The sequence below is a fragment of the Massilia sp. TWP1-3-3 genome (assembly GCF_049897805.1).
Classification (GTDB): Bacteria; Pseudomonadota; Gammaproteobacteria; order Burkholderiales; family Burkholderiaceae_D; genus Telluria_A.
Window position 1 is genome coordinate 131,429 of record NZ_JAFCWX010000014.1, and the last position, 16,894, is coordinate 148,322.

Here is a 16,894-nt window from a genome sequence, read left to right on the forward strand (position 1 = left end):
GAACTTTCTCCTTAAAGAGCTTCGTTGCCGGTTTCGCCAGTACGGATACGCACGACTTGTTCCAGGTTATAAACAAAAATCTTGCCGTCGCCAATCTTGCCGGTGCGCGCAGCCGATTCGATCGCTTCGATCACCTGCTCGACGATGGCGTCGTCGACGGCCGCTTCGATCTTGGTCTTGGGCAGGAAGTCGACCACGTATTCGGCGCCGCGGTACAGCTCGGTGTGGCCCTTCTGGCGGCCGAAACCTTTTACTTCGGTCACGGTGATGCCTTGCACGTTGATGGCCGACAGCGCTTCGCGCACTTCGTCGAGCTTGAACGGCTTGATAATGGCGGTAATGAGTTTCATGCGCTGCCTCGATCAGAAAGTTTTGGAAAGGGTCAGAACGGCGCCGGTGCGGCCCAGGTTCTTGCCATTGCGGGCACTGACGTAAATATCGGTGCTGGTGTCCACCACCGCCAGCGACAGCGACGCAAAGCCCAGATCCTTGGTGACGCCGATCTTGTAGTCGTTGTAGCTCAGCACGCCAAAGTGACGGACGATCTGGCGCCCCGCATGCAGGTTCAGCATCAAACCCGGCGAGAGTTCGATGTTGGCGCCCACGTCGAGGTAGCCGCTGCCCTTGGTGTCGGCGGTGCCGAACAGGTTGGTCGTCGAGCGCGAGTACTTGATATAGGCCGGGCCGTAGCCGAGCTGGCCGTACAGTTCAAAGGTGTTCGCATCGGGATCGAGGTTGTAGGACGGATAAGCATAGTACAGGCCGCCCACGTCATAGCTCAGGCCGGGGGCAATTTCGCCTTTCTTGCCGCCGTACAGGTCGATTTCGACGTTGCCGTCGGCGCCCAGGTCATGGGTCCACTTGATGGTCGATGCCCAAACGCCGGCGTACAGGCCGCTCGGGCTGTGGGTATAGTCGGCGCCGCCTTGCAGGGCCGGCTGCAGGCGGCTCTGTGACAGGCCGCGGTAGCGATAATCGGTGGTCACGGCCGCATTGTAGGTCAACGCATGCTCAGGAACGGCATCGGCAGCCTGGGCGGCTGAAGCACCGAGTGTGGACAGGACGAGCGTGAGCGCGGCGGCGAGCGAGAACTTGGTGGTCAGGTTTTTCATTGCGATTTCCCTAATGGTTTGAACGTGTGGCGCGGTTGCGGTTTAAAATCCTGGGTGGAGCATCGGTGAAGCATCACTCGGCTACTGCTTCTTTAGCAGAAGTCGTGCCAGCTCCAAAACGGCGTCGCAGGACTTGTTTTTGCGCCTGGCCTCCTTTACTTGCTCATAATAAATTGTAAAACCCGGTGGGCAGGGGTCGGAAAACACCAGGATCGCACCAACTTGATGCGGTGCGGGCACCACAACGGTGCGAATAGTCACTCACAAGGATTTGACATGGATATGAATAGTTTTTTCAACGACTTGCAAGGAAAGATCAACCAGGCCATCGAGTCTTCGCCGGCCAAGGACATCGAGAAAAACGTCAAGGCGATGATGACCCAGGGCTTTTCCAAGCTCGACCTGGTCACCCGCGAAGAGTTCGACATCCAGAACCAGGTACTGGCCAAGACGCGCGCCAAGCTCGAAGCGCTCGAGATGCGCGTGCAACAGCTCGAAGAAAGCCTGGCCAGCCAGAAAGTGTGACGCCCGCTTCCCTGTTCAGGAAAGCGGGGCTGGGGGTGCTGGGTGGCGCGGCGCTGCTGCTGCTGGCGGGCCTTGGCATCAGCGCGGCCGGCATGGCGGACGACTTGCGCCCCACCGACGTGGGCATTGTGCTCGGTTCCAAGGTCGAGCTGGACGGCCAGCCGTCAGCCCGGCTCGCCGCCCGGCTGGACCGCGGGGCAAATCTGTATGCGCAGCGCGTGTTCGCGCACCTGATCGTTAGCGGCGGCACCGGCGTCGAAGGCTTCGACGAGGCAGCCGTGATGCGCGCTTACCTGCTGAAAAAAGGCGTGCCGGCCAGTGCCATCCTTGTTGACAGCGCGGGCAACACCACTGACGCGAGCGCGCGCAATTGCGCCAGGCTGATGGCCAGCCATGGCTTTACGAGCGTCACCGTCGTCAGCCAATACTTCCATGTACCACGCACCCGCCTGGCGCTGCGGCGCTACAACATTGCCCGTATCGGCTCGGCGCACGCATATTTTTTTGAACTGCGCGATTTGTATTCGATCGCCCGCGAAGTAGCCGCCCTGCCCGCCTACTGGCTGAATAGCCGCCATCCCTGAACGCAGACTGCGCTGCGTTCGTTCAGCGCGTAATTGCGTTGCTGCCCAACCGGTTATAAACGGGCTCGTAAGCGTAGCCCGGCGCGCTGATGCCCGTCACCGTGTAGGTGAACGTGCCGCCGCTTTTGACCAGCGGCGAACTGGCAAAGGCCACGCCTGCGGCATTCGTCGTTGCCACCGCCGCGCCGGCCACGATGCCGCTCCAGTTACCCGACACCGTGGCGCCCGCAATCACGCGCCCATTGCTGTCCTTGACGGCAACGCCGGCCTGCGCATACGACTCGCCTGCCCGACTGCCCGTGCCAAGCGCCATGGTGATGGTCTCGACATGCATGGCCAGCAGCGGCGTGCTGGCCGTCGGCGCGCTCACCGTCATGGTGTAGCGGCCGATGCTGCCGTAGCTGCTGTAACCGGTACCTTGCGGGTTGCCATTGGCGGCACCCTGGATCGACAGGTAATACTGGCCTGCCGGTACCGCAATGCTGATCGCACTGCTGAGCAGCGCGGCCGGGTTGGCTTGGGCAAGCACGGCGCCGGCAGCGTCGCGCAGCGTGATCAGGATGTCGAGGTTGGGCGAACGCTGGAACGGCGTGGCGTTGATCGTGACGGTGCCGGCCGCCGCGCGCAGGCTGAACACGTCGGTGTCAAGCGGGGTTTCCACCACGCCATTGATGGTGTAAGAGCTCATGCCGTTCAGGTCGGTCGGCGACAGCGCGCGCGCCGTGCCCATGGTGTTGCCAAAATCATCGGCGGCGAACAGCACGCCGTTGCTTTGCATGACCAGGAAATCATCTTCCTTGTTGTTGGCGCCCGTGTACTCGCCTTTGCTGAACTGCACCAGTTCCTTCGAATAGCCCACGCCCATGATCGGCGCCCAGCCGGTCGCGCCGGAACCGTGGCCGCTGTAGTAACCCAGCGTGGCCGTGCCGTCGTGGCTGAGGCCCAGGTTGTGGCCGACTTCGTGCGAGACCGCCTCGGCAATGTTTTTCTCGCTGTTGCCCAGCATGTCCTGGAAAATGAAGGCGGTCTTGTAGGTTTCGACGGTATGGTCGAACACGCCCACATACGCAAAGCCGCCGCAGTTGCAATTGCCCTTGTTGCTGCCAACGGTGAAATTTTTGGTGATCAGCGCGCGCGCGCCGTAGGTGTCGTCGGTGCTGGAAACACGGGTCATCTGGTCGACGCTGGGCTGCTCGGTCGTCACGTCAACATCGAACGGCGCATAGTCTTCGGCGACGCGGCGCCACACGTTCTGGATGAGCGCCAGTTCATTGGTATTGAAGGTGCCGGGCACGCCGTCGAGGTCGAACGCGGGGCTGACGATCGGGTCGCGTGCGTAACTGGTGTTCCAGGCCGACCCGGTGGTGGTATGGCCGTTGAAGTCAAGGTAGATCTTGCGCTTGGAACCCGGCCGCGAGTGCAGCACGAAGGTTTGTTCGGGCGGATAGATCACATTCGAGACGGCCAGGTCCGAGCCGGATGAGGTCAAGCCCTGCTCGATGAAGACCAGGCGGCCGCTCTTGTCGACCCAGGCGGAACGGTCGGTGCGCAGTTGCCTGGAAAATTCGCTGGCGCTCTTGCCGTAATGGGCTGCCACTGCCGGCAGGTGCGCGCCGAGCCTGGCGACCGCTTGCTCGCCATTGCTTTTTTCCTCCAGGCGCAGCGCGGGAAAAGCTGGCTTGACCGGCGCGCGCACGCTGCGCCCGGCGGCCGTTTGCGCAAGTGCCGCGCCAGGTGCGATGGCAGTGGCAAGCAGGACCGCGGCGGCGGCAGCGGCAAGCCGTTGTGTGGATGATGGATGCATGCAAGACTCCGATCGAGGACCAGGAAAATACCTTGGAGCAACTATATCAAGGGTCGAGCTTGTTTCACTAGAGAAATATCGCGATCGTCCGGAAGTGTATCCACACGGCAACTAAAAAGTGGCACTTCAGTAAGGGACTTGTTCTCGATGCCACGACTGGTGATGGATCGACAGCGGCGCCGGCCACCGGTGCAAACGGCACGGCGACAAGGCGGTATAGTCAAGCCGCAGCGAGGAGACCTGCATCAAGGAGACCACATGGACGTGTTTGCCGACTACCTGGCGCACATCGCCGACCAGCAACAGCGTGCCCGCATGCACGACGTGCTGGCCTGGGTCACGGCGTCTTTCCCGCAGCTCACGCCAACCATCGCGTGGAAGCAGCCCATGTTCACCGATCACGGCACCTTCATCATCGGCTTCAGCGTGGCCAAACAGCATATGGCCGTTGCGCGGGAATTGGTTGGCATCACCCATTTTTCGCAGAACATCCTGCGCGCCGGCTTTCAGCGCAGCAAGATGCTGGTGCGCTTTCCGTGGGACCGTCCGGTCGACTTTTCACTGCTTGGAAAAATGATTGAATTTAATCTCGCGGACAAGGCGCACTGTGTTACTTTCTGGCGCAAATTTCGCAACATTGTGCCAGCGCCTGCTAGCTGATGAGACCGGTGCACTGCCTTGTGCATTCCCAAGGGCGCCCGCAGCGGCGGGCCTTAGATTGGTTGAGGGCCGGCGACCGCCAGGCCCGGCGGCAGTTGCCGCGACCAATTATTGGAGAATGCCATGCAAGCGCACCATCGTCTTTCCCGCATCATGCTGTGCCTCACCGTTGGCCTGGCCAATGCCGCCTGGGCCTACCCCGAATACCGCGTCACGGTGGTCGGCCCTGCCAACAGCTACGCCACCGACATTAACAAAGATGGCGTCGTCACCGGCGACTATTACATCAACGGCAGCTCGCCGCGCGGCTTCTTCAATCGCGGCAAGGGCGTGGTGTATCTGGGCACGTTTGGCGGCACGTCGAGCAATGCCGCTGCCATCAACGACAAGGGGCAAATACTGGGACAATGGACCACGACCGCCGGGCAAGTGCGCGGCTTGATTTACTACGCGGGAACGCGGCGCGACATCGGCATCATTCCCGGCCACAGCACGCGCTATACGGACATCAATAATGGCGGCTTCATCATCGCCCAGGGCACCCGGGAAGGTATGGTCGGACCGCGTAGTTTCCTGCGCGCGCCGGACGGCAAGTTGACCGATATCGGCACGCTGCCTTTCGATGACCCGATCGCGTACGCCAGCGCCATCAACAACCACAACACGATCGCCGGCGCCTCGGGACCGCTCACCTTCCCTGACCAGCCCTTGCGCGCCTTTACCTGGTCGCAAGGCGTGATGCGGGACCTGGGCGACTTTGGCTTCGCGCCCAACTATGGCGAGGCGATCAACGATTGTGGGCAGATTACCGGGTCGATGTCGGTACCGTACGGGCCGCACAATCGCATCGCGTATCTGTACAGGAACGGACGGATGATCGACCTGGACGGGCGCCCCGTTAGCGCCGAGCGTGACAGCGCCGGAGCCGGAATCAACTGCCACGGCCATGTGGTCGGTTCCAGCAACCATCTTTCGGGCTTTGTGTATCGCGGCAGACGGATGCAAAGCTTGAATGCGCTGATCGACCCGGCGCTGCACTGGGATATCTTTTCCCCGCAAGCGATCAATGACGCGGGCCAGATTGCCGCCAACGCCATGCGCCACGGCGTGCAGTACGCCGTGCGCCTGGACCTGATCCGGCCGATGACCGCGCGCGTGCCGGAACTGGAAGCCGATGCCGCGACGCTGGCACCGGCCATCAGCGAGGCCGAGGCCAAGGCAGAGGCGCAGGCACAGGCGCGCGAAGTGGTGCATCCGGTTCAGCAGTAGCGAGCGTCCCCGCGATTGCCGGGCCTGGCTTTACGCGAGCGGCTTGTTGACGATTGCCATGCGCTCTGCGAAGGCCCTGCACAGCGCATCAAATGCGCTCGGGTCGGGCATGCAGCTTTCATAAATGACGAGCTCGCTCCGCGTGTGCGCAATGCACAGGCGGCGATACTTGCGCATCACTTGCATGTTGACTTGCCTGACATGCGCTTTTCCAACACAACCCCATTGCAGGAACTTCTCGCCACTTGGTTGCGACATGTACCACAATAGTCATTTTCCGAAATTGGATTTCCATGACACTTAAAAATTCCACCCCAGAATACCTCGAACAATGCAGGTATGCGCTTCATGAGCAGCAAACGAAGTCGCTTGCTGAAACAGAAAATTGGTCGCACGTCGACAAGCAGCAAGTGCATATCGACTGGGACCTCTTGTACAAGGAGCTGGCGCCGTTAGTGGACGATTCGCTGCCAACGTCGCCGCAAGTGCAGGCCTTGATGTCACGTCACTATTCAATCGCTGTCCGGTTCTACTCGCCCACACAGGAGGCCTACATTGGGCTGGGCCTGTTTTATCAGGACAACCCGGATATGAAGGCTTATCACAATGCCTTTCACCCTCTCATGGTGGATTTCCTTGGCGAGGCCATCTTTGTCTTCGCCCAGCGCAATCTGTAGCTCATAGGTTGGCGTCGTCGGGCACCTGGTTTTTCCAGACCCAATTATGCAATCTGCCGCGCGGCTCGATGTGATCCGGCCGATGACCATGCAGGCGCAGACCGAGGATGGGCGCGTCCAGCTAGGCCGGCTGAAGCCAAGGCGCAAGACGACGGGCAGGCGCGTTAATTACTGATCCGGTTGCGCAATAATTTGAGCGCACACCCGGATCCGGCCACGCGCCGCAGGTTTCTCTATCAAGAAACGGAAGCGTTGGCGCAGGACGTCGGCTCTATTTGACGGCGTCGGGATCGGCCGCTGCCTCAGCCCTGGCTTCAGCGGAGCGCGTGTTTGCAGCTGCAACGGTCACGGTCGCTTTGCGGCCCAGCGCAGGAAAGGCCTTGCGCGCGGCCGCCAGTTGCTCCATCACGGACAACTTGACCAACTCGTTTTTGATCACCGTCGCGCGCACCATCTGTTTTGCCATCGCACATGCTTTTAAAATCTCGCCACGTTGCTTGTACAGCTCGTACTGTTCGCCGACCTCCTTCGGCAATCCAACCACGGCCGCCGCACGGCGTTTCTTGAGCGCTTCCATGGTGGCGGCGAACTCGTCCGACGGCTTTCGCGCCTTAAACCGCGCAGCCTGTGCCTTTGTCATGCCCGCTTCAATGGCTCGGTACTCGGCATGCGGGCCGTCGACATAGCTCTCCCATTCGTCGTCCAGTATTTTGTATTCGGCCGGAAAGGCAGCGACGACTTTCTGCGCGGTCTCACGGGTGTCACAGTCGTCGGCAAAAGCCGCGCCCGCCGCGGCGAACAGTGCAATTGCCAGGGTAAAGCGCAAAGGGGTGTGCATAGTTGCCGATCTGCTTGATTATCTTCACTCGCAATATACAGGAAAAAATATTGTCGAATAAAACATGGTTTGTCATCAGGACAATGAGACAACCGGGTCAGTGCCGACCTTGGACACGGCCTGAGCGAGAACGTCTGCTCCGCCTGCAACCGGTACAAATTTTTCTGCCCAGCCCGCACCTTTGGCCGCTCTCAACAAGTCATGGTCAGCGAGGACTACCATCTGCCGATCTTAGTTCGTTACCATCAGGAGCGCCATGAGCCTTGCCGTTTTACGCAGCCGCGCGCTGGCCGGCATGGAAGCGCTGTGCGTGAGCGTCGAGGTGCACTTGGCCAACGGCTTGCCGGGCCTGACCATCGTCGGCCTGCCCGACGCCGAAGTGCGCGAATCCAAAGACCGGGTGCGCGCCGCGCTGCAAAACGCGGGCTTTGAATTTCCCGCGCGCAGGATCACCGTCAACCTGGCGCCGGCCGACCTGCCCAAGGAATCAGGCCGCTTCGACCTGCCCATTGCGCTCGGCATCCTGGCTGCCTCCAAACAAATTCCCCACGCCGAGCTGGACAACTATGAATTCGCCGGCGAGCTGTCGCTGTCGGGCGAATTGCGCCCTGTGCGGGGCGCGTTGGCGATGACGTTTGCCATGCAAGGAGGAGCCAATCCGCGCGCTTTCATCTTGCCGATGGCCAACGCGGACGAGGCGGCGCTGGTCAGCCAGGCGGCGATCTATCCCGCCCACACACTGCTGCAGGTGTGCGCGCATTTCACGGCGGGCGGCAAGGAAGGCCGGCTGCTGCGGCATCGCCCGCGCCACCCTTGCAAGGCGGCCGATTACCCGGATTTTGCCGACGTCAAGGGCCAGGTCGCGACCAAGCGCGCGCTCGAAGTTGCCGCGGCCGGCTTGCACAGCCTGCTGATGATCGGCCCCCCCGGCGCCGGCAAGACCATGCTGGCGGCGCGTTTTACGGGCTTGTTGCCGCCCATGTCGGACCAGGAAGCGCTCGAGTCGGCGGCGGTGCAGTCGCTCACCGGCGGCTTTAGTGCCGAGCGCTGGAAAGCGCGTCCGTTTCGCAGTCCCCATCACACCACCTCGGGCATTGCGCTGGTAGGCGGCGGCGCGGTGCCGCGACCGGGCGAAATATCGCTCGCGCACCACGGTGTCTTGTTTCTTGATGAACTGCCTGAATTTGATCGCCGCGTGCTGGAAGTGTTGCGCCAGCCGCTGGAGTCGGGCCGCGTGACCATCTCGCGCGCGGCGCGCCAGGCCGACTTTCCGGCCCGCTTCCAGCTCATCGCGGCCATGAACCCCTGCCCCTGCGGCTACTTGGGCCATGCCTCTGGAAAATGCCATTGCACATCCGAAGGCGTGCTGCGGTACCAAGACCGCATTTCTGGCCCCTTGCTCGACCGCATTGACATGCAGATCGAAGTGGCAGCGATGGATCCGCTCACGCTCTCGGGCGCCGCCGACGGTGACTCGAGTGCTGCCATTGCAGCGCGGGTCAGCCTGGCATACGAGCGCCAACTTGCCAGGCAGCACAAACCCAACCAGCGGCTGACAACGCGCGAAATTGACCGCTATTGCCGCCTTAACAATGCCGGAGAACAGTTGCTGCGCCGGACCATGCTGCAGCTGCACTGGTCGGCGCGCGCCTACCACCGGGTGCTGAAAGTGGCCCGTACCATCGCGGACCTGGCAGGCACCGACAGCATCTCGGACGAAAATATCCAGGAAGCGATCCAGTCCCGGCGCGGCTTGCGCGAGCGCTGAGACGGCCAGACGACCGTCGCCCTTGCCGTCACCTCAGCCGGGAGCCGTCAGCCTTCAGCCAGTAACACTGAGCCTGCCCTCGATCGAATCGTCAAGCGTCACGCCAAGCGTCGCGCCGATCAGCATCTTGACCCCGGCTACCGCATTGCCGTGCTTGGTATCCCAATAGTAGCCATGCGACGGCGTCACTTTGATCACCGTGATGCGCGGATCGTCCTCGCCCCCGGTAAACCAGGTCTTGAGCACAAATTTCCACAGCTCCTTGATCTTGGCCTTGTCGCGCGAGACGGTCGCCTTGCCTTCGAGGTGCAAAAATTCGGAATGGGGCGAACCCTGGAAAAACAGCCGCACCGCCGGGTTGTTCTTGAGCTCCTCGTTCTTGTGGCTGTCGTCGGCGCTGAGAAACCACAGGTTGCCCTGCTCGTCGACTTGCTGCACGCTCATCGGCCTCGCATCGATATTGCCGTCGGGCGCAGCGGTGCAAAAGAAGCACGTCTGGGCTTGCTTGATCAGCCCGGCCATTTTTTCAATGGCTGCGGCGCCCGTCAAGTCTTCATGATTGTGTTCCGGCTGGTTTTTGTTGATTGAGTCCATGTTATTTCTCCGTCGAATTTGTCCCGGACAAATAATACGACGTCGCGAAGGCGCCGTTGGTTCGCCGTTTAACGCTGCGGGGCAATGGGGCCGATAGCCAGATCCTGCCGCCGCACGGCAAGTCCTGATAACATTCGTGTATGCGATCTTCTTTCCCACACATTTTTACGGCCACCCTCGCCATGCTCGCGCTGGCAGGCTGCAGCCCGGAATTCAACTGGCGCGACTACAGCAGCGAAGCGGCGCCCTACCGCGTGATGTTTCCCGACAAGCCATCCACGCATACGCGCACCATCGATCTGGACGGCATGAAGGTCGACATGACCATGACGGCGGCGCAGGTCAACGGCACCATGTTCGCCGTGGGCACCGCCGAAGCGCCCGATGCGCAGCGCGCCGAAGCGGCGCTGGGCGCCATGAAGACCGCGTTGATCAAGAACATCGGCGCCACCATCAAGAACGAAAAAACAGGCAAGGCATCGTCGGCCAGCGGCAGCGCACGCGAGCGCAGCGCGGCCATCGATATCGAAGCCACCGGCTTGCAGAAAGGCGAGCCGATGCGCCTGGTCGGCCATTTCGAGTCGCGCAACAAGCGTTTTTACCAGGTCGTCGTCATGGGCAAGGAAAAAGACTTAACGCGCGAAAACGTGGACATGTTCATGTCATCCTTCACGCTGCAGTAAGCAGCGCATGCACGCAACCTTGCGCGGCCCGCGCGCCGCCCGCGTTTTCCTGTGTTTTGCGCTCGGCTACCTGCTCTCCTACGCGCTGCGCTCGGTCAACGCCGTGATCGCACCGTCGCTGGTTGCCGAGCTCGGCATGTCGAATGCCGACCTGGGCTTGCTCTCCTCCGCCTACTTTGTTGCCTTTGGCTGCATGCAACTGCCGCTTGGCATCTGGCTGGACAAGTACGGCGCGCGCCGTACCGAGTCAGCCTTGCTGCTGTGCGCGGCGGCCGGCGCGATTGTGTTTGCCACCAGCACCTCGCTGACCGGCCTGTGGCTTGGCCGCGCGCTGATCGGGGTCGGCGTGGCGGCCTGCTTGACGGCGTCGCTCAAGGCTTACCGCCAGTGGTTTTCCCTGGAACAGCAGCCGCAGCTGGCGAGCTGGATGCTGGTGGCGGGTACCGCCGGGGCGTTGGCGGCCACCTTGCCCGTGACGCTCGCGCTGCCGTCAATCGGGTGGCGCGGCGTGTTTTGGCTGGTTGCCGCGCTGCTGGTGATGGCGTCGGCCGCCATTTTTTTCGTGCTGCGCGATGTCGAACACAGCTTTCCACCGCTTGCGCAGCCAGGCGCGGCGAGCGTGGGCGATGGCGGCTATCGCCGCATTTTCGCCAATGCCTATTTTTGGCGCATGGGCCTGCTGGGCTTGATTAATCACGGCATCTTTTTTGCGCTGCAATCCTTGTGGGCCGGCCCGTGGATGACGACCGTGCTTGGCAAAACCCAGCAGCAAACCAGCCAGATTCTGTTCGTCTTCAACCTGGTGCTGATGCTGTCCTACCTGGTGCAGGGCTGGAGCGTGACGCGCCTGCTGGCGCGCGGTTGGAACATGCACACCCTGATTGCCATTGGCATCACCGGCATGGTGCTGGCGCAGGGCGCCATGCTGCTGACCAGCGCGCCGGCCGCGTGGCTGTTGTGGCTGCCTCTTGCGCTATGCGTACCGGTCACGGCACTGGTGCAGTCCCATGTCGGCATGGCTTTTCCAGCTGCGCTGGCGGGCCGTGCCGTTTCGGCGTATAACCTGCAATTGTTTTTCGGCGCCTTTGTCGCGCAGTGGGGCTTTGGGCTGCTGGTCGATGCGCTCAAGGCGCACGGCACTGGCGCCGCTGACGCGTTTCGCACCACACTGGCGGTGGCGGTTGCCCTGCAGGCAGCGGCACTGGTGTACTTTGTTCTCAGTCGCGCCGTGCCCCCGAAAAAACCTTGAATGGACCACGGTATATGGTAAAAGGTGGCTATGGGCGCGCACGGTTGCGCACGAGATGACCGCGCGCCCGCTTCGTGTTATCGTTTCGTCATGAACCGCACAATAAGAAAGTTTTTATGTTAATTACATTTACCTCCAAAGCAGCGGCTGAAGTGCTGATGTACAAAGACCACGCCAAGCGCATCCTGGACTTGCTCCACAAGGATACCGAGCGCGGTGTGATCACGGCCGCAGAAGCGGCGCAAGCGGTCACGATCATCGAAGCAGAAATCGCGGAAAGCCGCAAGCATGCGGCCTCCGAAGATGTCAAACGCGACGTCGACGCCCATCACAGCGAGTCGCGCGAAGACAGCGAGCACGAAGGCGCGCAAATCGTCAGTTTTTCCACGCGCGCCTATCCGCTGCTGGAAATGCTGCGCGCAGCCAAGGCCGGCGGCCACGACGTCCTCTGGGGCGTCTAAGCGGCGGCCTGCGGGCCTTACAAAAAATCCAGCTTTCGGGCTGGATTTTTTTTGTTCATTGCAAACTTACGGGCTGTCGTCGGTGGCAGTCAGCTTGTATCCCAGCCCGGGAAACGTGCGCAGCATCGGGAACCCGAAAGGCTTGTCGATGGCTTGGCGCAGCGCGTGCAAATGGGTGCGCAGCGCGTCGCTGTCGGGACGGTTTTCGCCCCACACTTCGTGTTCCAGCTTTTCGCGCGGCACCAGGCTCGGTGCTTCGCGCATCAGGCAGCGCAGCAAAATATAGCCGGTCTTGGTTAACGCCAGCGCAACGCCGGCGCGGCTGGCTTCGTAGGTTTCGGTGTTAAAGGCAAGTTCGCCCACGCGCAGCACGGGCGAAGCGCGGTGGCTGCCGCGTGCGCGGCGCACCAGCGCGCGCAGGCGCATGTCAAGTTCCACCAGCGAAAACGGTTTGACCAGGTAGTCGTCGGCGCCGCTGTTAAAGCCCGCTTCCTTGTCGTGCAGCGTGTCGCGCGCTGTGAGCATCAGCACCGGTACCGAACTGTTCAATTCCCCGCGCAGCTTGCCGCAGATGTCGAGGCCGGAAAGTCCCGGCAGCGTCACGTCAAGCACGATCACGTCGTAGGGATGCTGGGCGGCCAGCGCAAGGCCGGCGTAGCCGTTGGCGGCAGAATCGAGCACGTAACCCTTGGGCTCCAGAAAGCCATACAGGTTGGCGACAATGTCGGAATTGTCTTCGATGATCAGGATGCGCATGACTGCATTCTAGAGCACAACTGTACTAGAAAAATGTTTTCATCAGCAGCGGCACCAGCCAGGGGGCCAGCACCGCTGTCAGCACGCCGTTCAGGCCCATGCCCAATACCGCAAAAGCGCCCATTGCCGGACTGACCTGGATGGCGCGCGCGGTACCGATGCCATGCGCGGCAACGCCCAGCGCAAAACCACGCGCTTCCGGACTGGCAATGCGCAGCAGGTCGAACAAGCAACGCGCCGTGACGGCGCCGACGATGCCGGTGCTGATCACCATCACGGCCGTCAGTGCCGGCATGCCGCCCAGCTGTTGCGAGGCGGCCATTGCGATTGGCGTGGTGGCGGACTTCGGTCCGATCGACAAGGCCAGCAACGGCGACCCACCGAAGGCTTTTACCAGCAACACGGCAGAGACGATAGCCGTGACCGATCCTGCGCACAGCGCGCACAGTACCGGCAGTATCACCTTGCGCACGCGGGGCAACTGGCGGGCGAGCGGAATCGCCAGCGCGACGGTCGCCGGGCCCAGCAGAAAGTGGACGAACTGGGCGCCGGAAAAATAGCGCTGGTAAGACATGCCGGTCAGGCTGAGCACGGCGCCGATGAGGACGATGGCAATCGCAACCGGATTGGCAAGTGGCGAAAACCGGCAACGGGCATGGATGGCGTGCGCGCATGTGTACGCGGCAATCGTCAGCGTGAGTCCGAGCAAAGGCGATGAGGCGAGGTAGACCCAGAACGCCCCCACGTCATTCATGTTTGTCCTCCTTGAGCGCTGCGCGCATGACGAGCGCCGTGACGGCGAGCGTGAGCCAAGTGCTGGCGATCACGGCGCCGACGATGGCCGGCCACTGGCCTTGCAGCGACGCCGCCGCAACGAAGATACCCACGCCGGCCGGCACGAACAGCAGCGACAGGTGCTGCAGCAAGGCGTCGCCGGTGGACTGGATTTTGTCGAGCAGGGACGGCCGCATCACCAGAAGGCAAAACAGAATCAGCATGCCGATGACGGGGCCGGGAACCGGCAGACGGAAGGCAAAGGCGATGCCTTCGCCGATACACTGGCACATCAGGAGGATGGTGAACGTGAAGAGCATGGTCAGGCGTCGGTGGCAAAGGTGAACGCCGAGATTACCGCATATACGCGTCGCAGGTGCAGCGACCGTGCGGGCCGTTTGCGCGCGCCAAATAAAAATGCCGCTGAGTCTGCACTCAGCGGCATGCCAGCATCTTGCAGTTGCTTGCCTTGAGAATCAGTACTGGAGCACCGTCAAGGAGTAAGCGCCAGTGCGCCCGCTGTAATAGGTCGTCGCCTCGATCACGTAGGTACCGGTAACGGGCAAGGTAATCGACCCTGCCGAGGCCGGGATGCGCGAATTGGTGCCGCCGCCGCCGTCATCATCGCTGGCAACGAGTAAATTGGTCGGGCTCTTCAAGTACAGGTAACTGTCGAACGCACTCGAAGACAGCTGGATGGCGACCCGCTGGCCCGCCGTGCCGCTGAAGGAAAAGCGGTCGGTATAGTAGCCAGCCCCGCGCGCGCCGTTGCTGCAGTCGGTGCCGGCAAGCGTGCCCGCCGTGCCGACTCCGATGGTGACGGCGGTCACCGGGCAGGTGGCGGGCACTGTGGGCGGCGTACTGGTGGCGGCCGACTGCGCCACGTTGTACGCGTACCCGGCGATGTTCAGGTTGACTGCCCGCGCCGCGCCCGTATTGGGCGCCACCGTGTAAGTGACGGTGCCATTCCCGCTGCCCGCCGCGCCTGCGGTGAGCGTGATCCAGCTTGGGACCAGGGTGGTGGTCCAGGTGCAGCTGGCGCCGCGCGTGACATTGACGCTGCCGTTGCCGCCGATTTCACCGAACGTTTGGCTGCTCGGGAAGATGAATGTACCTGCTGCCGGATCGCAGCCGACCGCATACGCGCTCTGGCTGAGTACAAAGCTGCGGCCGGCGATCGTCATGGTGGCGCTGCGCGCCGCGCCGCTGTTGGCCGCGACGGTGTAGTCGATCCAGTCCAAGCCGATCGCGCCGGAGGGATTGCGCGTGACGATGACCCACGACGGCGTCCCGGCAACACTCCATGGGCATCCGGCAGGAACGCTGACAGTGACGGAGCCGCCGCCGCCGACGGCCAGATGGCTATTGCTGTAGATGCTAAGGGTGGGCTGCACCGACGTGTCGCAGGTCGGCTGGCGGAGCGTCTGCTGCGCATTGAAGTCGAGATTGGCAACCCGCATGGTGGCGCCGCGCGTGTAGGTTGTGCCCAGGCCGGCGGTCATGCTGATCACGGCACTGCCAGTTCCCGTGGTGCCGGAATTGATGGTCAGCCACGATGGAATACGCGTAATCGACCACCGGCAGCCGCTGGGAATGGTCAGACCCAAGGTCGCGCTACTGCCGCCTTCGCCCGTGAACGTGATGCCTGGCACGGACAGCGCAGTATTGAACATGGCGCAGTTTTCGTTGAAAAGCTGCGCTGCGGCCGTTGGGCCTGTGTAGCCGCCGGTCAGCAGTACTTTGCCGTTGCCCAGCAAGCTCACCGTATGGTTTTTCAGTTGCTCAGTCAGATGGTCGGCATAGCGCCATTGGCCAGTAGCCACGTTGTAATCCTCGACGACATCGTGCGAAATATTGTCGGCGGCCGTGCCCCCGAAGAGCGCGACATTGCCATTCACAAGCAGTTGCGCAGTATGGCCGTAGCGTGCCATGCCAAGCGAGCCGGTGGCCGTAAAGGTGCCGGTGGCAGGGTCGAACAGTTCCGCGACGACAGGTTGCGGCGAATTGCCATAGCCGCCAGCAACGAGAACCCGGCCATCCAGCAGCTTGGTGGCGCTTGCCATGTAGCGCCCGAAGGCAAGCGGTGCGGCAACGGTCCACACACCGGTCACGGGGTCGCGCAATTCCGCGTTCAAGGCCATGCCGCCGGCGAGCAGGTAGCCACCGACGACCAAAATCCGGTTATCGGCCAGCGCGACAGCTTCGAAATTATTGCGGGGGATGGCAAGCGAGCCGCCAGGCATGAACGCGCCGGTCAGCGGATCGTAGACTTCGGAGGACGTAGTGTTGCCCGTACTCGAGATGACGACGATTTTTCCGTCGGACAGGGTGACGGCTTTGGCGGCGCTGCGCGCGACGCCGAGCGTAGGTCCCATGGTCCAGGTAGCGCTGGCGGCGTCGTAAATTTCCGTGCTGGCCAGGCTGACGTTGGCAAAATTGACTTGCCCGGTACCGCCAATGACGATGATGCGTCCGTCGGGCAAGAGCGCGCTGGCATGCGCCGTGCGCGCCACGTTCATCGGCGCTGTGGGGGTAAAGGCGCCGGTCAGCGGATCGTAGATTTCTGCGCGGTTCGTCATGCTGCCGGCATTACTGGTGCTGAGCGTTCCACCGCTGATCAAGATCCGGCCGTCGGGCAAGGGTGACGCAGTGTGGCTGAAGCGGCCAACGGACATGGGTGCGGTCAGGTCAGTGGCGCTGGCAAAGGGCAGCGCGGTGGCAAGGCTCAAACAGATGGCGCAAGCACGGAAAAACTTCGTCAATTTCATTGAATTCCCTTATCGTAATAATTATATATTTACGATAGCATAATATTGCGCCTGGGAATTTATTTTATTAGGATGGGATGCGAGCATGGCGGATTGCATCCGCCCTACGGGCAACCCGGCTTAGCGTTCTTACCACCACATCGTCCTCGCGTACGCCGGGACCCATGGAACGGTTGATCAGTTGAACCGCTCCTTAGAACGGGAGTTCGCGCACCGCAGCAATGATGGGATGGTGAACCTGCACAAATGTCGAGACGAAAAAAAACCCCACATTTCTGCGGGGTTTTTCTCTTATAACTAGCCTGACGATAACCTACTTTCACACTGGTTGCAGCACTATCATCGGCGTAATATCGTTTCACGGTCCTGTTC

The 16,894-nt window shown here is 61.8% G+C and carries 19 protein-coding genes; 9 read left to right on the forward strand and 10 right to left on the reverse strand.

What is annotated here, in order from left to right; genetic code table 11:
- Positions 1-11: 11 nt before the first annotated feature.
- A complete protein-coding gene (locus ACP7D4_RS15925; RefSeq protein WP_426105368.1) occupies positions 12-350 on the reverse strand; it encodes a P-II family nitrogen regulator in 339 nt (112 codons plus the stop codon).
- A 12-nt stretch (positions 351-362) separates the two neighbouring features.
- The gene (locus tag ACP7D4_RS15930) at positions 363-1,112 is read right to left on the reverse strand and encodes a TorF family putative porin (RefSeq protein ID WP_426105370.1); all 750 of its coding nucleotides are present in this window, start codon (positions 1,110-1,112) and stop codon (positions 363-365) included.
- 276 nt (positions 1,113-1,388) lie between these two features.
- On the opposite strand from ACP7D4_RS15930, the gene ACP7D4_RS15935 reads away from it, so the two are divergent.
- Positions 1,389-1,637, forward strand: a complete 249-nt coding sequence (locus ACP7D4_RS15935; RefSeq protein WP_426105372.1) for an accessory factor UbiK family protein — start codon at positions 1,389-1,391, stop codon at positions 1,635-1,637.
- Positions 1,634-2,221, forward strand: a complete 588-nt coding sequence (locus tag ACP7D4_RS15940; RefSeq protein WP_426105373.1) for a YdcF family protein — start codon at positions 1,634-1,636, stop codon at positions 2,219-2,221. The genes ACP7D4_RS15935 and ACP7D4_RS15940 overlap by 4 nt, the downstream gene beginning before the upstream one ends.
- Before the next feature lie 22 nt (positions 2,222-2,243).
- Here the strand turns inward: ACP7D4_RS15940 and ACP7D4_RS15945 are convergent, their stop codons facing one another.
- A complete protein-coding gene (locus ACP7D4_RS15945; protein ID WP_426105374.1) occupies positions 2,244-4,025 on the reverse strand; it encodes a zinc-dependent metalloprotease family protein in 1,782 nt (593 codons plus the stop codon).
- 258 nt (positions 4,026-4,283) lie between these two features.
- Between ACP7D4_RS15945 and ACP7D4_RS15950 the strand changes: the two genes are divergently transcribed.
- On the forward strand, positions 4,284-4,685 hold the full coding sequence (locus ACP7D4_RS15950) for an iron chaperone (protein WP_426105375.1): 402 nt from the start codon (positions 4,284-4,286) through the stop codon (positions 4,683-4,685).
- Between the two features lie 123 nt (positions 4,686-4,808).
- Positions 4,809-5,954 (forward strand): HAF repeat-containing protein, encoded by a 1,146-nt coding sequence (locus ACP7D4_RS15955; protein ID WP_426210027.1) that lies wholly within the window; start codon positions 4,809-4,811, stop codon positions 5,952-5,954.
- Between the two features lie 30 nt (positions 5,955-5,984).
- Here ACP7D4_RS15955 and ACP7D4_RS15960 read toward each other — a convergent pair whose 3' ends face one another.
- Positions 5,985-6,140: a hypothetical protein gene (locus ACP7D4_RS15960; RefSeq protein ID WP_426105377.1), complete on the reverse strand. Its 156-nt coding sequence runs from the start codon at positions 6,138-6,140 to the stop codon at positions 5,985-5,987.
- A gap of 107 nt (positions 6,141-6,247) precedes the next feature.
- Here ACP7D4_RS15960 and ACP7D4_RS15965 point away from each other — a divergent pair, with 107 nt between their 5' ends.
- Positions 6,248-6,631 carry a TipAS antibiotic-recognition domain-containing protein gene (locus ACP7D4_RS15965; protein ID WP_426210029.1) on the forward strand — a complete coding sequence of 128 codons (384 nt, stop codon included), beginning with the start codon at positions 6,248-6,250 and terminating at the stop codon, positions 6,629-6,631.
- A 271-nt stretch (positions 6,632-6,902) separates the two neighbouring features.
- Here the strand turns inward: ACP7D4_RS15965 and ACP7D4_RS15970 are convergent, their stop codons facing one another.
- On the reverse strand, positions 6,903-7,469 hold the full coding sequence (locus ACP7D4_RS15970; RefSeq protein ID WP_426105380.1) for a hypothetical protein: 567 nt from the start codon (positions 7,467-7,469) through the stop codon (positions 6,903-6,905).
- A 256-nt stretch (positions 7,470-7,725) separates the two neighbouring features.
- Between ACP7D4_RS15970 and ACP7D4_RS15975 the strand changes: the two genes are divergently transcribed.
- Positions 7,726-9,237 (forward strand): YifB family Mg chelatase-like AAA ATPase, encoded by a 1,512-nt coding sequence (locus ACP7D4_RS15975; RefSeq protein WP_426210031.1) that lies wholly within the window; start codon positions 7,726-7,728, stop codon positions 9,235-9,237.
- 54 nt (positions 9,238-9,291) lie between these two features.
- Here the strand turns inward: ACP7D4_RS15975 and ACP7D4_RS15980 are convergent, their stop codons facing one another.
- Positions 9,292-9,831: a pyridoxamine 5'-phosphate oxidase family protein gene (locus ACP7D4_RS15980; RefSeq protein ID WP_426105384.1), complete on the reverse strand. Its 540-nt coding sequence runs from the start codon at positions 9,829-9,831 to the stop codon at positions 9,292-9,294.
- Positions 9,832-9,971: 140 nt separating this feature from the next.
- On the opposite strand from ACP7D4_RS15980, the gene ACP7D4_RS15985 reads away from it, so the two are divergent.
- The 3 genes from ACP7D4_RS15985 to ACP7D4_RS15995 all read left to right on the forward strand — a co-directional run bounded on the left by ACP7D4_RS15985 (position 9,972) and on the right by ACP7D4_RS15995 (position 12,224).
- Positions 9,972-10,514 carry a hypothetical protein gene (locus ACP7D4_RS15985; RefSeq protein ID WP_426210033.1) on the forward strand — a complete coding sequence of 181 codons (543 nt, stop codon included), beginning with the start codon at positions 9,972-9,974 and terminating at the stop codon, positions 10,512-10,514.
- 7 nt (positions 10,515-10,521) lie between these two features.
- On the forward strand, positions 10,522-11,763 hold the full coding sequence (locus tag ACP7D4_RS15990) for an MFS transporter (RefSeq protein ID WP_426105386.1): 1,242 nt from the start codon (positions 10,522-10,524) through the stop codon (positions 11,761-11,763).
- Positions 11,764-11,879: 116 nt separating this feature from the next.
- Positions 11,880-12,224 carry a DUF1840 domain-containing protein gene (locus ACP7D4_RS15995; protein WP_426105387.1) on the forward strand — a complete coding sequence of 115 codons (345 nt, stop codon included), beginning with the start codon at positions 11,880-11,882 and terminating at the stop codon, positions 12,222-12,224.
- Between the two features lie 66 nt (positions 12,225-12,290).
- Here the strand turns inward: ACP7D4_RS15995 and ACP7D4_RS16000 are convergent, their stop codons facing one another.
- The 4 genes from ACP7D4_RS16000 to ACP7D4_RS16015 form a co-directional block, all read right to left on the reverse strand.
- Positions 12,291-12,980, reverse strand: a complete 690-nt coding sequence (locus ACP7D4_RS16000; protein WP_426105389.1) for a response regulator transcription factor — start codon at positions 12,978-12,980, stop codon at positions 12,291-12,293.
- Between the two features lie 25 nt (positions 12,981-13,005).
- The gene (locus ACP7D4_RS16005) at positions 13,006-13,734 is read right to left on the reverse strand and encodes an LrgB family protein (RefSeq protein WP_426105390.1); all 729 of its coding nucleotides are present in this window, start codon (positions 13,732-13,734) and stop codon (positions 13,006-13,008) included.
- Positions 13,727-14,074, reverse strand: coding sequence for a CidA/LrgA family protein (locus ACP7D4_RS16010; protein ID WP_426105392.1), 348 nt, complete (start codon positions 14,072-14,074; stop codon positions 13,727-13,729). Before ACP7D4_RS16010 ends, ACP7D4_RS16005 begins: the two co-directional genes overlap by 8 nt.
- Before the next feature lie 156 nt (positions 14,075-14,230).
- Positions 14,231-16,522, reverse strand: a complete 2,292-nt coding sequence (locus ACP7D4_RS16015; protein WP_426210035.1) for a pre-peptidase C-terminal domain-containing protein — start codon at positions 16,520-16,522, stop codon at positions 14,231-14,233.
- Positions 16,523-16,894 lie beyond the last annotated feature (372 nt).